The sequence below is a fragment of the Asaia platycodi JCM 25414 genome (assembly GCF_000614545.1).
GTDB lineage: Bacteria > Pseudomonadota > Alphaproteobacteria > Acetobacterales > Acetobacteraceae > Asaia > Asaia platycodi.
This window is the reverse complement of sequence record NZ_BAKW01000007.1, coordinates 1-18,952: the sequence shown is the minus strand read 5'-3', so window position 1 is coordinate 18,952 and position 18,952 is coordinate 1. Positions and strand designations below refer to the sequence as shown.

Annotated in this window: 15 protein-coding genes and 6 pseudogenes; 9 read left to right on the top strand and 12 right to left on the bottom strand. The window is 59.4% G+C overall.

Annotated elements, in window-relative coordinates; genetic code table 11:
- Window positions 1-19 precede the first annotated feature (19 nt).
- Window positions 20-2,027 (bottom strand): annotated as a pseudogene (gene tkt, locus JCM25414_RS18150) (transketolase).
- Window positions 2,028-2,525: 498 nt separating this feature from the next.
- On the opposite strand from tkt, the gene JCM25414_RS18145 reads away from it, so the two are divergent.
- From JCM25414_RS18145 to JCM25414_RS07240, 8 genes and pseudogenes are all read left to right on the top strand, one after another.
- A complete protein-coding gene (locus JCM25414_RS18145) occupies window positions 2,526-3,314 on the top strand; it encodes an MBL fold metallo-hydrolase (protein WP_148300988.1) in 789 nt (262 codons plus the stop codon).
- Window positions 3,315-3,319: 5 nt separating this feature from the next.
- Window positions 3,320-3,535, top strand: coding sequence for an MBL fold metallo-hydrolase (locus JCM25414_RS22930; protein ID WP_148300987.1), 216 nt, complete (start codon window positions 3,320-3,322; stop codon window positions 3,533-3,535).
- An 88-nt stretch (window positions 3,536-3,623) separates the two neighbouring features.
- Window positions 3,624-4,160 carry an ankyrin repeat domain-containing protein gene (locus JCM25414_RS07265; RefSeq protein ID WP_242403430.1) on the top strand — a complete coding sequence of 179 codons (537 nt, stop codon included), beginning with the start codon at window positions 3,624-3,626 and terminating at the stop codon, window positions 4,158-4,160.
- Window positions 4,157-5,213, top strand: a pseudogene (locus JCM25414_RS18140) (pyridoxal phosphate-dependent aminotransferase). The gene JCM25414_RS07265 and the pseudogene JCM25414_RS18140 overlap by 4 nt, the downstream one beginning before the upstream one ends.
- 139 nt (window positions 5,214-5,352) lie before the next feature.
- Window positions 5,353-5,637, top strand: a complete 285-nt coding sequence (locus JCM25414_RS07255; RefSeq protein WP_025841196.1) for a hypothetical protein — start codon at window positions 5,353-5,355, stop codon at window positions 5,635-5,637.
- Between the two features lie 59 nt (window positions 5,638-5,696).
- Complete coding sequence (locus tag JCM25414_RS07250; protein WP_025841195.1) at window positions 5,697-6,938, top strand: aminopeptidase; 1,242 nt, start codon at window positions 5,697-5,699, stop codon at window positions 6,936-6,938.
- A complete protein-coding gene (locus tag JCM25414_RS07245; RefSeq protein WP_035442904.1) occupies window positions 6,938-7,441 on the top strand; it encodes a hypothetical protein in 504 nt (167 codons plus the stop codon). The genes JCM25414_RS07250 and JCM25414_RS07245 overlap by 1 nt, the downstream gene beginning before the upstream one ends.
- A 19-nt stretch (window positions 7,442-7,460) precedes the next feature.
- Window positions 7,461-7,877 (top strand): hypothetical protein, encoded by a 417-nt coding sequence (locus tag JCM25414_RS07240; protein WP_025841193.1) that lies wholly within the window; start codon window positions 7,461-7,463, stop codon window positions 7,875-7,877.
- 60 nt (window positions 7,878-7,937) lie between these two features.
- Here the strand turns inward: JCM25414_RS07240 and JCM25414_RS07235 are convergent, their stop codons facing one another.
- Window positions 7,938-8,285, bottom strand: coding sequence for a hypothetical protein (locus JCM25414_RS07235; protein ID WP_025841192.1), 348 nt, complete (start codon window positions 8,283-8,285; stop codon window positions 7,938-7,940).
- Between the two features lie 450 nt (window positions 8,286-8,735).
- Here JCM25414_RS07235 and JCM25414_RS18135 point away from each other — a divergent pair.
- Window positions 8,736-9,478 (top strand): annotated as a pseudogene (locus JCM25414_RS18135) (response regulator transcription factor).
- Here the strand turns inward: JCM25414_RS18135 and thiD are convergent.
- The 10 genes and pseudogenes from thiD to JCM25414_RS18110 all read right to left on the bottom strand — a co-directional run.
- Window positions 9,463-10,257, bottom strand: coding sequence for a bifunctional hydroxymethylpyrimidine kinase/phosphomethylpyrimidine kinase (gene thiD / locus JCM25414_RS07225; RefSeq protein WP_025841191.1), 795 nt, complete (start codon window positions 10,255-10,257; stop codon window positions 9,463-9,465). The pseudogene JCM25414_RS18135 and the gene thiD overlap by 16 nt on opposite strands.
- Window positions 10,257-11,623: pseudogene (glmM, locus tag JCM25414_RS18130) on the bottom strand (phosphoglucosamine mutase). The gene thiD and the pseudogene glmM overlap by 1 nt, the downstream one beginning before the upstream one ends.
- 114 nt (window positions 11,624-11,737) lie before the next feature.
- Complete coding sequence (ftsH, locus tag JCM25414_RS07215) at window positions 11,738-13,660, bottom strand: ATP-dependent zinc metalloprotease FtsH (RefSeq protein WP_025841190.1); 1,923 nt, start codon at window positions 13,658-13,660, stop codon at window positions 11,738-11,740.
- Between the two features lie 144 nt (window positions 13,661-13,804).
- Window positions 13,805-14,191 (bottom strand): hypothetical protein, encoded by a 387-nt coding sequence (locus tag JCM25414_RS21580; RefSeq protein ID WP_051535747.1) that lies wholly within the window; start codon window positions 14,189-14,191, stop codon window positions 13,805-13,807.
- Window positions 14,192-14,193: 2 nt separating this feature from the next.
- Window positions 14,194-15,015 carry a tRNA lysidine(34) synthetase TilS gene (gene tilS, locus JCM25414_RS18125; RefSeq protein ID WP_148300986.1) on the bottom strand — a complete coding sequence of 274 codons (822 nt, stop codon included), beginning with the start codon at window positions 15,013-15,015 and terminating at the stop codon, window positions 14,194-14,196.
- Between the two features lie 41 nt (window positions 15,016-15,056).
- Window positions 15,057-15,185, bottom strand: coding sequence for a tol-pal system YbgF family protein (locus tag JCM25414_RS26540; RefSeq protein ID WP_369346020.1), 129 nt, complete (start codon window positions 15,183-15,185; stop codon window positions 15,057-15,059).
- Between the two features lie 166 nt (window positions 15,186-15,351).
- Window positions 15,352-15,903, bottom strand: coding sequence for a hypothetical protein (locus tag JCM25414_RS18120; RefSeq protein ID WP_369346019.1), 552 nt, complete (start codon window positions 15,901-15,903; stop codon window positions 15,352-15,354).
- Window positions 15,904-16,138: 235 nt separating this feature from the next.
- A pseudogene (pal, locus tag JCM25414_RS18115) lies at window positions 16,139-16,614 on the bottom strand (peptidoglycan-associated lipoprotein Pal).
- Between the two features lie 266 nt (window positions 16,615-16,880).
- Window positions 16,881-18,239, bottom strand: a complete 1,359-nt coding sequence (gene tolB, locus JCM25414_RS07195) for a Tol-Pal system beta propeller repeat protein TolB (RefSeq protein WP_035442901.1) — start codon at window positions 18,237-18,239, stop codon at window positions 16,881-16,883.
- Between the two features lie 29 nt (window positions 18,240-18,268).
- Window positions 18,269-18,952, bottom strand: a pseudogene (locus JCM25414_RS18110) (energy transducer TonB); the annotation flags it as partial.

Here is an 18,952-nt window from a genome sequence, read left to right as displayed (position 1 = left end):
TCAGGCCCCGGTAGTCGTCTTATTTGCGGGCAGCCTGCTCGCGGGCGGCGTCGTACACCTTTTCCGGCGTAAAGCCGAACTTGGTGAGCAGCGACTTGAGCGGAGCCGAGGCGCCAAAGCTGTTCATCGCGATGATCGAACCACCGATGCCGGTGTAACGGTCCCAGCCGAAAGCCGCAGCCTGCTCGACTGCCACACGTCCCTTGACTTCCGGCGGCAGCACGCTGTCACGATAGGACTGATCCTGCTCCTCGAAGAGATCGAAGGACGGGAAGGACACGACGCGGGCCTTGATGCCTCTGCCGTCAGCTTCTCATAAGCATCGACCACGAGAGACACTTCCGAACCCGATGCCATCAGGATGACATCCGGCTTGCCTTCACAGCTTGCCAGCACATAGGCGCCCTTGGCGAGGTTGGAGGCGCAGGCATACTTGCTGCGATCCAGCGTCGGCAGGTTCTGACGGCTCAGGATCAGCACGGCAGGCTTGTGCGTCATCGGCATCAGGGTGCGCCAAGCTTCAGACACTTCGTTGGCGTCAGCCGGACGAATGGTCATGATACCAGGCGTTGCACGCAGCTGAGCCAGCTGCTCGATCGGCTGATGGGTCGGACCATCTTCGCCGACGCCAATGGAGTCATGCGTGAAGATGTAGGTGACCGGCAGTTCCATGAGGGCCGACAGACGGATCGGAGCCTTCATGTAATCAGAGAAGATTAGGAAGCCCGAGCCATAAGCATGCAGACCAGCCAGCGCCAGACCGTTGCAGATCGACCCCATTGCATGTTCGCGAATACCGAAATGGATATTGCGACCGGCATAGGTGCCACCCCATTGCGGCGGCTGGAACGACCCTGCACCGTCAAAGGTGAGGTTGGTCTTGGTCGAAGGCGAAAGATCGGCAGAGCCGCCAAGCATCCAGGGGACGTTCTTGGCAACGGCGTTGATGACCTTGCCCGAGCTTGCGCGCGAGGCAATGCCCTTGGCATCCGCATCCCACTTCGGAATATCCTTGTCCCAGCCTTCCGGCAGGCGACGTTCGAAGATGGCGCGCAGCTCTGCGGCTTCCTTCGGATATTCGCTCGTATAGCGGTCGAACAGGGCATGCCATTCCGCACGCGCCGTTGCGCCGCGCTTGCCGAGACCTTCCTGGAAATGCTCCAGAACACCTTCGGGTACATGGAACGCATCGGTCCAAGGCCAGTGATAGGCCTTCTTGGCACCGGCGATTTCTTCTTCGCCCAGAGGCTCACCATGGGCCGAAGCCGTACCGGCCTTCTTCGGGGCACCGAAACCGATGACCGTGTGCATGATGATCAGGCTCGGACGGTCCTTGACCGAACGGGCTTCTTCGAGCGCCTTGCTTACCGCAGCAATGTCGTTGACATCGTTGACGGTGACAACATGCCATTTGTAAGCGTGGAAGCGCTCGGCAACATTCTCGGTGAAGGCAAGGTTGGTTGAGCCTTCGATCGAGATCTGGTTCGAGTCATACAGCCAGATCAGGTTGCCCAGACCCAGATGACCTGCCATGGAAGCGGCTTCGGACGAAACGCCTTCCATCATGTCACCGTCACCACAGAACACATAGGTGTGGTAATCGAACAGGTCATAGCCGGGGCGGTTGTAATGGGCTGCGAGATATTTCTCGGCCATCGCCATACCGACCGAGTTGCCACAGCCCTGGCCGAGCGGGCCGGTCGTGGTCTCGATGCCTGCCGTGTGACGGTATTCCGGGTGACCCGGGGTCTTGGAGTTCAGCTGACGGAACTGCTTGAGGTCCTCAAGGGTCAGCGACGGGCTGTCGAGAACCTTGTCCTTCACCACATCGCGAATACCGGTGAGATAGATCGTCGAATACAGCAGCATCGAGGCGTGACCGACGGACAGCACAAAGCGATCGCGTGCCGGCCAGAGCGGATCTGCCGGATCGTATTTCAGGTCATTCTGCCAGAGCGTATACATGACAGGAGCCAGCGCCATCGCCGTTCCCGGATGGCTGAATCGGCCTTTTCCACACCATCCATCGACAAGGTGCGGATAGTGTTGATGCTCAGCTGCGCGATGTCAGAGACATTGGCGCCGGCCGCTCCACCTGTTTCCGCGCCGAACGCGGACGGGTTGCTTAAAGAACGCATCAAAAATCGACCTCCGAATTAACTCTCTGCGATGGAAAACCATCCGCCGGACAGACATCAATGTTCAAGACCGGTTTGCTGCCTGAGACAACCCCACCAGGGATCCTTTTCGCATAGGCGACCACGCAGAGATGGCGACCGCTCTCACCTCGCATGGCTCAGCCACGGGGAGAAGATCACCGGAACACCCTGACCATACGCCTGCGTGATGGCGATGTTCCGCTGCGACGCACATATTGCCTCAAAATCCCGACAGCATTGACACCAAACTGAAACCTACCGGCCCGGCAATACATTGCGTTGCGCATAAGACGCCCATTGCCCACATTGTGCTAGAGCCAAATTCTTCACGAGTGCTCGACCACACGAAAATTTGCAGGATTCGCGATGAAGCTTTTTCCGAAATCGGATCATTGCGACGGCCGGAGCTTTTACAACCCGGCTTCTTATCGCCTTTCCCCTCCGCTCAATGCCCCACCGGTCCGCCCGTCGATCGAACCGGATTTTGCCACCATCCTCTCCTGGCAGAGAAGCCTGCGGCCCGGATGGCCGAGCGACATTCCAACCTGTGCCCCTGCCCCCCTCTCACAGCTGGCGCCTGGAGAGATTTCGGTCAGCTTCATCAATCATTCGAATTTTCTGATCCGTATCGGTCGTGAGGGACAGCGCCCCCTTGCCATTCTGACAGACCCGATCCTCTCCGAACGGTGTTCGCCTCTGCGTCATTTCGGCCCGAAGCGGGTCGTGCCACCGGGGCTGGCTTTCGACGCCATTCCGGCAGTCGACATCATACTCGTCTCTCATTGTCATTACGATCACCTCGATCGCCCGACACTGAGGCGGTTTGCCCGACGTGATCACCCGTTATGCATTGCTCCGATCGGCAACCGGCGGCATCTGCGCGGCCTGCCTTTTTCCGCCGTCGGCACATTGGACTGGTGGCAAGCACTTCGTTTCGACCCGATCACAATCACGGCAATTCCGGCGCTGCACGGCTCGGCGCGCACGCCTTTCGATCAGAATCGGGCGCTCTGGTGCGGCTTCCATATCGATACGGGGAAACAATCCTTGATTTTTGCTGGAGACACGGCCCACGGCCATCACTGGACCGAGATAAACCAGCGCCTGGGCGCCCCCGACCTCGCCCTGCTGCCGATCGGCGCCTATGAGCCATAACGCTCATGCAATCAGTCCACATGACGCCCGAACAGGCGGTGGAGGCTGCCTTGCTGCTGGACGCCCGCCGTGCAATTGCCATGCATTTCGGCACGTTCCGACTCACCGATGAGGGGTATTGGGAACCTGAAGGCCGGCTGAAACGCTGCCTTGCCTCTCTGAAGAGAGAGTCTTCCTGGTTCGTTCTGCCCGAGCGCGGGCAATGCCTGCGCGCTTCGTGACGGACAGAAAACACGCTGCCGGGATGGCAGAAGAAAAGAATTTCCCGAGCTTCCTGATCAAGGGCCGCTCGGCTATTCTCGGCCCGATATGACAGCTTCAGGCCCTTCCATGACCGAGATGATGCCGGCAGGCAGTTTTTCGCCCGAACAGATAACCGCGCTCTTCATTGATGCCGCGCGGCTCGGCGATACCGATATGCTGACCCAGTTTCTGGATGCCGGAATGGCGGTCGATGCGCAGGACAGCCGCGGCTATACGGCGCTCATTGTCGCCGCCTATAACGGTGTCCTGCCCGCTACCGCGCTGCTTCTGGAGCGTGGTGCCGACCCGAATACACAGGACGCCAAGGGCGCGACAGCCCTCTCCGGCGTTGCCTTCAAGGGCCATTTGGCCGTTGCCGAGCTTCTCGTGAGCGCCGGTGCGAAGCTCGATATTCCGAGCCATCTCGGGCGCACACCACTGATGTTTGCCGTCATGTTCGGCCGTGAGGACATGGTACGCCTTCTGCTGTCTCATGGTGCAGACCCGGATCAGCAAGACGCCGAGGGGCTTTCCGTTCGCGATATCGCCGAAACCCACGGCCAGAAACATCTCTTCACTTCTGATACGGCAGATTTCTCATGAGCCGCCTCTGGAATCCCCTCGTTGCAGATCTGCATCCCTATATCCCGGGCGAACAGCCGCATTTCACCGATATTCTGAAGCTCAACACGAACGAGCTTCCCTACGGCCCCAGCCTGAGCGCCCTCGCAGCGATAAAAAAAAGCCTGCGACGACACATTGCGCCTTTATCCCGACCCGACGGCACGGGACCTGAGACGCGTGATCGCCTCAACCTACGGCACGACCGAAGAGCGGGTCTTTGTCGGCAATGGCTCAGACGAGGTGCTGGCTCACGCCTTTCGTGCCCTCATCTCGCCCGACGCGCCCATGCTTTTCGCGGATGTGAGCTATGGTTTTTATCCCGTTTATTGCGGATTGTTCGGCCAACCCTATCGTGAAATTCCGCTGAATGAGCGCTTCGAGATCGACATCGAAGACTACACGATCCCTTGCGGCGGAATCGCCATCGCCAATCCGAATGCCAATACCGGCCACGCCCTGCCGCTCGAAACGCTGTCACGCCTGGCCACCCTCCAGCCGGACCGGACGATCATCGTCGACGAGGCCTATGTCGATTTCGGCGCTGAATCGGCCATCCGGCTGACTGAAGAACACGATAATATTCTGGTCGTGCAAACGCTCTCGAAGTCGCGTGCGCTGGCCGGACTTCGGGTCGGCTACGCCATCGGCCATCCCGATCTGATCGAAGGTCTCATTCGGGTCAAAGACAGCTTCAATTCATACCCGCTCAGCCGCGTTGCTCAGGCAGGGGCTGCTGCCGCCATTGCCGATGCCGACTGGCTTGCGCATACTACTGGTCAGGTCATGGCGACGCGCGGGCGTTTTGTGCAATGCATGGCCGGGTTGGGCTTTGACATTCTGCCATCCTGTGCCAATTTTGTTCTTGTGCATCACCCCGCCTGTCAGGCCAGCGCCCTGCTGGCAAGCTTGCGGGAGCGCCACATCATCGTGCGACAGCTCAGTGCGCCTCGTATCCGCGACTGGCTTCGCATCACGATCGGCACGGATGAGGAAATGGACCGGCTGATCGAGCGCTTGCCTCCATGGGTCTGATGTCGCGCTGAAACCAGGCGCGCGCCTGCCCTTCTGACATCACCGAAACCGGACCCGGCCGGGCGCTTCCCCGCGCCTGCCGGGTTCTATGCAACGACACACTCTGGCATGCTCCGGAGCAGAATAAAGAGACTCGACCATGCGCTCCTATACGGGACAGCTTTCCGATAATCAGCCGATCCGCCGCAACCTGGCAGAAAAGCAGAAGCAACTGCGCGACCTCAAGGAAACCCTGGCCACAATGAAGCCGCATACCTCTCCTTCTCTCAAGGAAAGTGTGCAGCGCCGCATTCGTGAGCTGGAAGTGGAAATCCGCACGGCGCCGCGCGACGAAAAACCTGTCAGCCGCGACAAGACGCCGCGTCAGGAACGTCCGCGTCGCGCCCCACGCCGCGCGCATCACGCCGAAACATTCGGCGAATAAGCGATCGATCAGGCGCCCGTATCGGGCCAGAACGGGCACAGCCCGCCAGGAGAAAACTGATGTCTGAAACCACCCTGCCCTTCGCCGAACGTCTCGACAGACTCGGCAAGGTTGCGATCAGAATCGGCCTCAATCTGCAGCCCGGACAAGAGCTGGTCATTTCAGCACCACTCGAAGCCGTGCCGTTGGTGCGGCGCCTGACCGAACATGCCTATCGCGCCGGGGCAAGCCTCGTCACAACGCAGTATAGCGACGACGAGACAACTCTCGCCCGCTATCGCTTCGCCTCGGATGAAAGCCTCGATACAAGTGCGGCTTGGATGGCCGACGGAATTGCCCGCGCCTATCGCGAGGGCGCGGCCCGTCTCGCCATCACCGGCGCAAACCCTACCCTGCTCAACGGTCAGGACCCTAAACGCGTCTCACGCGCCAGTCGTGCCGCCTCGCGCGCGAATCGCGAAGCGATGGAGATTATCACCCGGTTCGACACGAACTGGACCATCGTGGCCTATGCGACGGAAAACTGGGCGGCGCAGGTCTTCCATGATCTGCCCGCAGATCAGGCGCAGGCACGACTCTGGGATGCGATCTTCGCCTCATCACGCCTCGACACGCCCGATCCCGTCATCGCATGGAAGCAGCACAACGCAACACTTCGTGCGAAGGCAGCGATGCTCAACGAGCGCCGCTTCGACTCCCTTCATTTCAGCGGGCCCGGTACGGATCTTCTGGTAGGGCTTGCGGATGGCCATGCCTGGGCTGGCGGCGCAGAGCACACCACGAACGGCATCGAGTGCAATCCGAACATCCCGACCGAAGAAGTCTTTACGACTCCGCACAGCCATCGTGTGAGCGGTCATGTTGCCAGCACCAAGCCACTCTTTCACCAAGGCACACTCATCGACGATATTCGCGTCACCTTTGCCGAAGGGCGTATTATCGAGGCTCACGCATCCAAGGGCGAAGACGCGCTGAAACGCATTCTGGAAACAGATGACGGCGCAGCGCGCCTGGGTGAAGTGGCACTCGTGCCTCATGCCTCGCCCATCTCCGAGACGGGCATCCTGTTTCGCAATACGCTGTTCGATGAGAATGCCTCGAGCCACATTGCGCTCGGACAGGCTTATACAAAATGTCTATTCGACACCGAGAGCGCGACACCAGAAGAACTCGCAGCGCGCGGCGCCAATACAAGCATGATTCATATCGACTGGATGATCGGCTCGAACGAAGTCGATCTCGACGGCGTTCATCAGGACGGTCAACGCGTGCCGCTGATGCGAAAGGGAGAATGGGTCTGATGAACAAACTCGTTACTATAGCTGCGTCTGCTCTATGCCTGTGTGGCGCGCTCGCCGCTCCGGCCTTCGCCCAGACCGCTCCCGAGTTTGTACCGCAGTCGCAGCAGCAAGCCCTGTCGCCCGCCATGAGGCAGGATATCGAGGCCGGGCTGCGCTACCCGCTGCCAGCCGATTTCATGCCGCGTGCCGCCGAAACATTGCAGGCGCTTCAAGCTGCCAATATCCGCCCCCCCAACTCGACACAGCTTTCGCTTCAGCAGACGATCGGTCAGATTGCGGCGACACCCCGCGTGCCTGAGATCCTGAGCGCCCATGGATTTACGCCCGAAAGCTTTACCATGGGCATGACGGCATTCGGCATGACACTGGCAGCAACAAACGGACAGGCGCTCCCGGCCGGTTTGCCCGCGCCGAATCCAAGCAATGTAGCCCTCTTTCACGCCCATCCCGAGCAGGTGACCGCCCTCATGCAGGCCATGGGCACCCCGCCAGGACAAAACTGAGCCGGGAGCCAATCTGTCGATGAAAGAGTTCGTTCTCAATCCTGCCACCTTGCCAGCAACCGATATTCTTGAACTCGCCCAGGCAGGACTTCTTTGCCGCGCTGAACGGGAGACGCCTGGAGGAGGTATTCCGGCTTTTGTTACGCGTCAGGACTGGGACTGCCTGACCAGACGCTTCGGTCGGGAGGAAACAGCTCCAGAACGCCTCATAGAAGCAGCAGAGCGCGCCGTCTGGCGCCTCATGAGCCACGCCGCAGCCACCCTGACCAGGCAAACGCCAGGCACCGTCAGCGCGACGATGAGCGTCCAGACCGATCTTTTCTCAGACGATGGAGAGACATTTCTTTCTTTTGTACGTGACAACACTCATCCGGTCGCCTGCGTCATAATCGGCACTCGCCCCTGGAGCGAGATCGAGGCGGAGCGCCACTGCTAGCATGGCACCTCGCACCTGACCGAGGAGCAGACGGGTGACTTGGAACACGGTGCATGCCCCTCATTGTGAAGACAATTCCTCACCACGCTCTCCGGCGCCTGCCGGGCCACCCTTGGCCTGCATGAAAAGATGATAAGCCACAGCCACGTCGATCGCGACCTCTCGCTCAGCGCTGCGCGCCTTTTCGATCGCCCCCCTGGCCTCAGGGAGCCAGTTCACGAACCCCTCGACAGCCGTATCGCTGTCATTTGAGCTTAGTATCGCACGCTCAGCGCAGACAATTTTCGCTTCAGCGCTACGCCTCAGCAATCGAGCGCCAGTTTCACGGCGCAACACGGCAATCAGCGCCTGAGCCCTATCACGCAGCTCATGCCATTTCTCTATTCTCGTGTTCTGCCTGATCCGCACGGCGCTCGATCTCCGTTCTCTATCCAAAATCAGACATTGTCCACTAGGTCGAGGGCCGCAGTAATCCGTACGAATTGAGCAAAGCAACCTTGCTGAATTCTTTCCATACCAGCGGTTTGTTTTATGAGAACCCTATTGCAATACAACCTAAACGAGTATTGCATGTCACCACTGGACACCGTAAGGCCAAATCAAGGGTTTGACACGTTAATAAGCGTCAACGATTTGTCTCGACCACCTGAAGATCACTATAGAAAAAGGCACTAACACTTCAAAAACATCAGCATTTTTATTGTAAGAAACTTTAGACATCACAAGAAAATCCTAGGGCGCAAACGTTAAAAACTCGTTACTAGGTTGCAGAAATGTTTTCGGAGAAAGAAAGTATTTTTCTTGCCGACAGCAACCTTAGGTAGTACCAAACCATCATCAACCCTGGAGATTGATGAGATGCGCCTCCTTCTTGTGGAAAGCGATCAAGCTACGGCCCAAGCGCTGATCAAGACCCTGAAACAGGGCGGTATTACTGTTGATCACGCCCATACAGGGCACGAAGCGATCGATATGCTCCGCCATTACGATTACGATCTTGCCCTGACCGAACTGACTCTCGAAGATCTCGAAGGGTATGAAGTCATCAGGCGCGTTCGAAAAACTCAAATACAGACGCCGATTATTGTCCTGAGCGGGCTCAATCGAGCAGAGGCTAAAATCAAGCATTTCATGCCGGGGCTGATGACTACATCACCAAGCCCTTCGATTCAGAAGAGCTTATGGCTCGACTTCAGGCCGTCTTGCGCCGCTCGCGGGGCTTCAGCACCACTGTCATGACGGTTGGCCCCCTCGCTCTCGACCTGAATGCCAAAAGCGCCTCGGTAAATGGCAACCATGTGCAGCTCACCGGCAAGGAGTATGCCATTCTCGAACTGTTGGTGCTACGCCGTGGCAATGTGCTGACGAAAGATGCTTTCCTGAACCATCTATACGGCGGCATCGATGAACCGGAAATGAAGATTATCGATGTCTTCATCTGCAAGCTACGCAGGAAGCTGCAACAATTCGGCGCCGGACATCTGATAGGCACGGTCTGGGGGCGTGGCTATGTGCTGCGCGACGACACGAAGCCGGTGGCGCCCGGAGCATCAACAGAGCAGGGCAAACTGGCGACCTCGGCCCTTCAACCTTCGTTCTGATTCATGTGGTTCATCGGTCGGGCGTTCCCTTTCCCATAAGGCGGCGCCTGAAGGATGGCACGACGAACATAGGCCCTGCTCCGCTCGACAGCTCGCCTCACAGCTTCGCCTTGGGCGAGGCATACGGCTATAGCGCTGGCCAGAGTACAGCCAGTGCCATGCGTATGAAGGGTGTCGACCTTCGGGTCTTCAAACCGTTGCTCCTGCTGCTTCGAAAGCAAGATATCGACCACATCACCTCCGGGCAGATGGCCGCCCTTTGCCAGTATCCAGGTAAGGTCCTGGTTTCCCATGACCTCGATGGCTGCCTCTCTCATTTCCCCTGGGGTCGAAAGCGCGCGACCACTCAGTGCCTCGAGCTCAGGCAGATTGGGTGTCAACATGAAGCAATGGGCGTAAAGACGCCGGAATGCGGCCTCACCGTCTTCGGTCATCAGACGCGCTCCGCTGGTTGCAATCATCACCGGATCGATGACACAGCGTATCGTGGGGTAGCGCGCAAGCGTATCGCACACCGCCTCCATGATCTCGGCATTACCCAGCATGCCGAGCTTGATGATATCCGCGCCGATATCATCAAGCACCGCCCGCATCTGGTCAGCCACCATACCGGGCGACAGGTAAGTAATTGCACTCACCCCGCGTGTGTTCTGCGCCGTCACTGCGGTGATGGCAGTCATGGCAAAGCCACCGAAGGCACTGACCGTCTTGATGTCGGCCTGAATACCTGCACCGCCACCGGAGTCGCTCCCCGCAACGATCAGCACGCGCCCCTTCATCAGAGCGCGACCGCTTTCTGAACCGCCTCGCAGATTGAAGAGACGATCTCTTCGACCAAGGCGGGATCTTCAGCCTCTGCCATGACGCGGATCAACGGCTCGGTTCCGCTCTTGCGCAGCACCAGACGACCTTTATTGCCGAGCCGTGCTTCGGCCGACCGCCTTGCCTCGGCGAGACTTTCCGTCTGGAGCGGATCGCCACCCTGATAGCGCACATTGCGCAGGAGCTGTGGATAAGGCTTGAACACGCGCAGGATCTCGCTCGCTGGCCGTCCTTCTTCGACAAGTACGGCCAACACTTGAAGCGCCGCGATGAGCCCATCACCCGTCGTCGCGAAATCCGACAGGATCATGTGGCCAGACTGCTCGCCACCCAGTTTGATCCCCCGCTCGCGCATTCTCTCGACAACATACCGATCGCCTACCGCCGTGCGGTGTAGGGTGATCCCATGTTCTGCAAGCTTCTTTTCGAGGCCGAGATTGGACATGACTGTCGCAACCGCATCATTGCTGCCAAGGCGCTCGTTCTTGTGCAGGAACAATACGATGAGCCCGAGAATCTGATCGCCATCGACGATCTGCCCCTTCTCATCGACGATAATGAGACGATCGGCATCGCCATCAAGCGCGATGCCGAGATGCGCCTTTTGAGCGATCACGGCCTCACGCAGGGGTTCGGGACAGGTAGAGCCGCATTTGGCGTTGATATTCACCCCGTTCGGCTCGCAGCCGATCTTGATGACCTCTGCCCCCAATTCCCACAAGGCGGTAGGGGCTACGCGATAGGCCGCGCCATTGGCGCAATCGAGAACAATACGCAGCCCTTCGAGACGCGACCCTCTGGGAAAAGACGCTTTGGCTGCTTCGATATAGCGACCAGCAGCATCGTTCAGACGGGAGGCGCGACCGACCTCCTCCGGTGGCGCCATCTGGGCCGTCAGATCCTGCCCCATCAGGGACTCGATTTCCGCCTCGACCTCATCAGAGAGCTTGAAACCATCCGGGCCGAAAAGCTTGATGCCATTATCGCCAAACGGGTTATGCGAGGCCGATATCATCACGCCCAGATCGGCGCGAAGCGAACGGGTCAACATCGCTATGGCTGGCGTAGGCAACGGACCAACGAGAATGACGTCCATACCGGCAGAGAGAAATCCCGATACCAGTGCGCTTTCAATCATGTAGCCCGACAGACGCGTATCCTTGCCCAGCACGACACTATGACGATGCGCCCCACGACGGAAATAGAGCCTGCGGCCTGACCCAGACGAAGCGCCACATCGACTGTCATCGGAAAACTGTTGGCGGTGCCTCGAATACCGTCTGTGCCGAACAGCTTACGCTCTGCCTTGCGCTCTTTACTCATGACCGTCCCTCTTTCCGCGTACCCGTATCGTAGCACGTCGCTCTTCAAGCATACCCCGCATTACGAAAAAAGGGGGGCTCATGCCCCCCTAACTCTCTCAGTCTTGACCTTGGCTCACCCCGCCTGAGGCGACGGATCGAGAGCCTCTGTCCCTGCCGCAGGCTCAGGCTTCACTGTCGGCACGGAGGCGCGGCGATTATCGGGGGCGGAATCATCGACCGCTACCCGCTCTACCGGTTCACCACGAATGACCTTGCCAACTTCATCGCCCGTGAGCGTTTCAAACTCGAGCAACGCATTTGCAAGACGATGCAAATCGTCGATATGCTCCAGAAGGAGCGCATGAGCTCGGCGATACGCTTCGTCGACAAGCTCCTTTACTTCACGGTCGATCTCACGTGCAGTCTGTTCGGAAACGTTCTTGTTCTGCGTCACCGAATGCCCAAGGAAAACTTCCTGTCCGTTGTCGCCATAGGCAATCATCCCCAGCTTGTCGCTCATGCCCCATTCGGTGACCATGCGACGGGCCAGATTAGTTGCCATCTTGATGTCACCTGAAGCGCCTGTGCAGACATTCTCGGCACCGAAGATGAGCTCCTCAGCAACGCGACCGCCCATCGCCAGAACCAGATCGGCTTTGCACTGCGCCTTGCTCTTCGAATAGCGATCACCCTCCGGCAGGCTCATGACCATGCCGAGAGCGCGACCACGCGGGATGATTGTCGCCTTGTGCACAGGATCGCATCCCGGCGTCAGGATTGCGCAGATTGCGTGACCGCCCTCGTGGTAAGCCGTGTTTCTCTTCTCTGCGTCGCTCATCACCAGCGAGCGGCGTTCGGCACCCATGAGCACCTTGTCCTTGGCATTTTCAAATTCGAGCATGGCAACCGTGCGCTTGCCCAGACGGGCAGCGAGCAAAGCGGCTTCGTTAACAAGATTGGACAGATCTGCACCCGAAAAACCGGGGGTACCACGGGCGATAACCTTCGGATCGACGTCGGAAGCAAGAGGCACCTTGCGCATGTGAACACGCAGGATTTTTTCACGGCCGGCCACATCCGGGTTGGGAACCACAACCTGACGGTCGAAACGGCCGGGACGCAGAAGGGCGGGGTCGAGCACGTCGGGGCGGTTGGTGGCGGCAATCAGGATCACGCCTTCATTGCTCTCGAACCCATCCATCTCGACCAGCATCTGGTTAAGGGTCTGCTCACGCTCATCATTACCGCCACCCAAACCGGCGCCACGGTGACGACCGACCGCATCGATTTCATCGATAAAGATGATGCAGGGAGCCGATTTCTTGCCCTGTTCGAACATGTCGCGAACACGAGACGCGCCGACACCCACAAACATCTCAACGAAATCAGAGCCTGAGATCGTGAAGAACGGCACGTTTGCCTCGCCGGCGATGGCACGGGCCAGCAGGGTCTTACCCGTACCCGGCGGGCCGACCAGGAGGGCTCCCTTGGGAATCTTGCCACCGAGACGCGTGAACTTCTGAGGATCCTTTAGAAATTCCACAATCTCTTCGAGTTCGGCCTTCGCTTCGTCGATGCCTGCGACATCATCGAACGTGACGCGGCCCTGCTTCTCCGTCAGCAGACGGGCTCGGGACTTGCCGAAACCCATTGCACGTCCGCTACCGGACTGCATCTGACGAAAGAACAGAATGCCGATGCCGAGCAGAAAGATCATCGGCAGCCAGCTCGTGACCGCACGCAGAATCGGGCTGCCATCGGCGTCGAGCGGCTTTGCGACAACCTCGATCCCCTTGCCCGTCATGCGCGGCACGAGGCCTGGATCCACGGGGGCATAGGTCTCGAAAGACGTTCCGTCCCTGAGCGTACCGGTGATGTTCTGGTTCTGAACCACCACCGAGCGCACCTTGCCCTGATCGACATCAGTGACGAAATCGGAATAGGCGAGTTGCTGTGAAGCGTGCTGGTTTCCACTCGGCTGAAACGCCAGGAAAAGCAGCAGCGCCAGAACGATGATGATCACCCAGAGTGCCAGGTTACGGCCGAAATTGTTCATCACTGTCTCTATTGTTTCCAAACTTTGAGGCGAAGACTGACCGACGACGACACGACAGCCCCTGGTTCTCTGCCAGGGACCGGCAGCAACCACACTTTGCGAACTAACATAAGCATTCGGCAGTATGTTCCCACCCCCTTACGATCAAGTTTTCACTGTTTCGCGGTATTCCGGCCAGAATGAGGGGTCGCTCAGGAGCACAGCCGGACTGAAAGAGAACGCCAGCCCTGCCCAGAGGGGCCCGGCAAAGACGCCGAGCTGGGGAACGGCCATCACGTGCCCCCCCAACCAGAGTGCGGGAAGCCCCCTCAACACAATGGCGGGCAATGCATGGCGACGAAAATGACGGGCATTGTCACCGAGCGCCGCAATCTCTCCCCCCTGCTCGGGCACTTCGCCTGAAAAGGAGAACCGTCCGTCCCACAAGACACCAGGCTGTGCCGCGATCCGCCCTGCCACAGCCGACGGCTCCCTCAGTAACAGCCAGCCACTCCCAAGCCGTCCGGCAGCACATAGCTGCGCGCCCGCCATCGTCACTGGCTTCGGCAGTGCAATAAGGTTTTCGAGAAAAACGGGAGACGGCGGATAGGCCGCACCTGAGACACCCTGCCAGATACGGCCCAGCAGAGCCGGGTCGTCGGGTAATGTCGCCATGACAGCAAAGCCAAGCGGATCGACATGCAATTTCGCGAGCGCTTGAGCGCCTTTTGAAGCGTTCTCGTTGCGCTGAAGCGCGTGCAAGGCAAGCTGGCCGCGCCCCGCCATGTAGCTGGCTTCGTCAAGCGAGAGACGGATGCGGACCCGCTCGAAGAGGCGATTACGGTTGCTCGGATCCTCAACCAGACGATGCCCTGTTCTCTTAACGTCGCTCTCAAGCGCTCCGGCGCGATCTCAAGCAATGGCCTGATATGGCGCAGTTGCGGCGTCTCGCGCGAGAGGGCCATGGCGGCGAGCCCATGAGGCGAACTCCCATGAGCCTTGCGAAGAAGAAGCGTTTCAACCTGATCGCGCTCATGATGGCCTAAAGCCAGATCGAGAATGCCGCGCGAGAGGCAGGCTGCTGTGAGCGCCTGATAGCGTGCGATACGAGCGTTCTTCTGTAAGCTCCCCTTTCGATCGATTGTATCAAGCTTGAGGATGACAGAAGGAATATCGAGTGCCTTGAGTCTGGACGCTGTTTCTGCGGCCTCGGCAGCAGAGTTCTCACGCAGGCCATGGTCTACGATCAGCGCCAGAACCGCACGGCGCCAGCGGCGCAATAACCAGGCAAGGCAGAGACTATCTGCCCCGCCAGACACAGCAACAGCGACGGGAAAGCGGGGCAGATCAGGGATGAAAGGTCCGAAGACAGACATCAGATCGGCGAACTCACTCTCGCCGATCGGCTGAGCCTCTCTCAATGGCAGCTTGCACGCCCCTTGAATGTCGTGACAGCAGCCTTCACACGCGCTGTGGCTGAGGGGAATTCAGCATCGAGCTTCTGCAAGGCCTGACAAGCTGAATTCTTGTCACCGAGCGCGAGCATCGAGCGGAAACGCCAAGGAGAGCCTCCGGTGCACGGGGCGATTTCGGCGCGCGGTTGTAAGCATCGTAATAGGCCAGTGCCGAGTCACGATATTGCTTTTGCCCGGCGAGCGACTGGGCGAGCAAAAACTGCGATTCGAGTTTTCCATTCGGCGTTTTGGCGAGTTTCAAAGCCTGGCTTGCATCACTCTGCGCCGTTGCATAATCGCGGCTCTTGAGGCTGCCTGCCCGGTCTTGAGCAGTTCGAGCGCTGTTACCGGCTTGTCCGTCGCTGCTGGTGCCGCAGGGGCCGCGGCTGGCGCATCGGATGAAGGCGGAGCTGAGGGCGCTGCGCCACCGCCACCGTTCTGGGCCGCAAACTGCATGTCACCGATCTGCTTGGTCAGCGTCGCGTTTTGCGTCTGGACCTGGTTCGACAGCTGGTCCAGCTCGCCGCGCATCTCGCGGTTCTCGTTTTCGAGGGTCGAGACACGCTGAAGAAGTTGCGACACCAGATCGCCATTGCCTGCCGAAACGGACGGCGCCGAACCGCCGGAAGCCGGTGCGCTCTGCGCGCTGGACTGAACCTGCTGAAGCTGCTCGCTGAGCTGCTGGATCTGGTTCTGAAGCGTAATCCCCTCGCGGCTCGTGACCTGAGCCTTCGCGGCGGACGCGCCCAGCACGGACAGCAGAGAAACGGTCGAGAGGATGAAGAACCGGGAAACTCGGGCACCGCGCATGGCGCATCCTTCAGTCAAATCGTGGGTGCGGGCAGAATGCCACGCAAAATCGCATTCACCATAAAACAAAACCGGCTGACGCATAAGCGCCAGCCGGTTTCGAAGCTTTGCTCGTCGGGCACCGTACCAGACCGGCAAACGGACTGGTACGGAGCGCTTCTCCCCGTCCCGCTCTAGAGAGACGATACAACGTCAGATGTCGGAAGCGGGAGCGCCCTTTCGAGCGACGAACCGATTACTTGACCGAGGTGATCCCGTTACGATTCTGAGCCATGCCTGCTCATCGTCACCATCGGCAGTCGGACGATCCTTACCATAGGAAATCGTCGAGATGCGCGAAGGGGCAACGCCTTTGGCGACCAGATAGTCGCGAGCGGCGTTCGCACGACGCTGGCCGAGAGCAATGTTGTACTCTTCCGTGCCACGGTCATCGCAGTTACCGGCGATCTGGACGCTAACCTGCGGATAGCGGGCGAGCCATGCTGCCTGCTTGTCGAGGGTTGCCTGGGCGTCGCTCGAGAGCGTGTTGCGGTTCAGGTCGAAGAAGACGCGATCGCCGACATTGGCGACCAGATCGGCTTCGCTACCGGGCGCAGCGCCCGTTTCCTGAGCCGTTGCGCCTGCACCGGTCGATGCACCCTTGTTTGATTCGTCCGAGCAGGCAGCCAGAACGACTGCCAGACCAAGCGCACCGAGAAGCTTGAAATTCATTTTTGCCAACCCTGAATATAGTCCCCATCCGGGACCAGGAAGCGTGACGACAACTAATTACGAAGGCCGGAGTTCCCGTTTTGCTTGCTGGTTACCAGAACCATTGGGCCTCACCGATACCGACGACCAAGATCGGCCATACTCATTCCCGAGAACTGCGGTCAAGCGGGATGATAACCATCACGAGGCAAGTCGCGCGGAATTCATGAGAAAGTCAGAAATTAGTGTCTCCAACGCCACAAAACGCGGCGTCAGAGACACGATACTCAGCCTTGCAGCGGCGACCAGGCCGGATCGGACGCGCCGGTTTCGGTGCGAATGGGGCGCTCATGGAAGCCAGTGATATCGATCGTCCCGATTCCGCTCGAGAATCCGGCGCCGCCCGCTCCTGCTGCCGACTGGCGGCAGAAGGCGATGACGCGACCATTAGGGCAGAAAGTGGGGCTTTCGACCGTGAAACCCTCGGTCAGGATACGCTCGCCCGTACCGTCTGGCCCCATGACGCCAAGAGAGAATCGCCCACCGGAAAGGCGGGTGAACGCAATCTGATCGCCACGCGGTGACCATACGGGCGAGCCGTAAGTGCCGTGACCATAAGAAATGCGACGTACGCCGCCCCCGGACGCGCTCATCATGTAGAGCTGCGGCGAACCGCCACGATCGGAATTGAAGACGATCTGGCTGCCATCGGGGCTGAAGCAGGGGCTGGTATCGATCGCGCCTGAATTGGTGATCTGGCGCTTTGCCCCCGACCCCAGATCGACCACAAAAATGTCTGAGCCGCCGCCGCGCGTAGCAGACAGCACAACCTGGCTGCCATTAGGCGAGAAACGCGGCGCGAACGAAATGCCGTCGAATTCGCCTAGCATGCGCTGGCTGCCGGAACCCAGATCGAAGGTATAAACGCGAGGACGGTTATTCGCGTAAGACATGAACGCAATCTGATCGCGCACCGGATTGAAGCGCGGCGTCAATGTCAGCCACTGGCCGGAGGTCAGGATGTGGTTATTGGCCCCATCCTGATCCATGACGGCAAGGCGCGTGATCTGATGATGGCGCGGACCCGTCCGGGCAATATAGGCGAGGCGGGTATCGAAATAACCCTTCTCACCCAGCATACGCTCATAAATCACGTCAGCGATTGTGTGCGCAATTCGGCGCCAGTTCGCCGCCGAGGCCGTGTAAGCGGTACCCTGGATCTGCTCGCCGGTCAGGACGTTCCACAGACGCATCTCCACACGGGTGCTGCTCGATCCTGCGGCGCTACCGGTTACGGCGGCGCGTGCTCCCTGCGCCTTGAGCGCAGCGAAATCGGGCGTTCCTGACGTGCCGGGCAGTATGGTGAACAAACCCGTCGATTCGAGGTCGGCCGAGACCACGCCGGTGATCTGCTCGCCGAGTCCAGGCCCGAAAGAAGGGATCGAGATGGGGATGGGTGCCGTACGCGCCTGATCGACCGTAATCTCGGCTTCACCGGGCGCATTGGCGGCCTGGGCGAAAGCGCTGAGCGGGGTGGCCAGGAGGCCACCCGCAGCAATGGACGCGCCGAGAAGGGAGCGGCGGGAGAAAAAGGTGGAAAGGCTCTGTGCCTGATCGTCGGTCAACAGGGGCTTATCGACTGGCATGACTTCGCTTCTCTTGCGCTCTTTGAGGTTCATGGGCGGAACACGAATTTGAGTTCGTGCGTCTTGCCAGAAGGTTTGACGGTATGGGAAGTTTCGAACAGGTCGGGCTCAGCACGGCATCGCGTGCCCGCTCGGCCAAGGCCCGATAAGACGGGTCAGCATTTGCTTTCGCCTGTGTATCGGGAGCGAAACGCGCCATTCTTGCCTCTCCGGTCGCATCTACGGTGACGACTAGATGCGCACTAAATGAGGCATAATTACGCGCTTCGGTGTCTTCGGAGTAGCAACGCCGCACCGATCCACCGATGGCCTTCTGCTCAGCCGAGCTGAGCGCATTCGTGATGTCGCCATTCGGTGCCCCGCCGCCATTCGGCGCGCCGCCCTGCTGAGGGTTGGCACGCGCCTTCGGCGGGTGGGTCTGCTTCTGGTCCGCTCTCAGCGAGTCGAGCGTCGCCAGGAGCGAATGCGAGTCGGCCTGCGTCTTCTTCGCCGGGTTGGGCTGCGTGATATGTGAGAAAGTCGCAGTCTCAGGCAGCTTGTCGACAGGCTGTGTCTGTGGCGAGGGCGGTGCGACCTGCTTCGATGCCGAGGGCGGCGACGGCTTGGGCGGCGAAGCTTGATGGGCTCGGCCGAGTCGTCGACCATTTTCTCCGGCGTTTTCACATCGGGCAAAGGCGGCGTCCTGCTTTCCGCCGGTGGCGGAATGGGCGGCG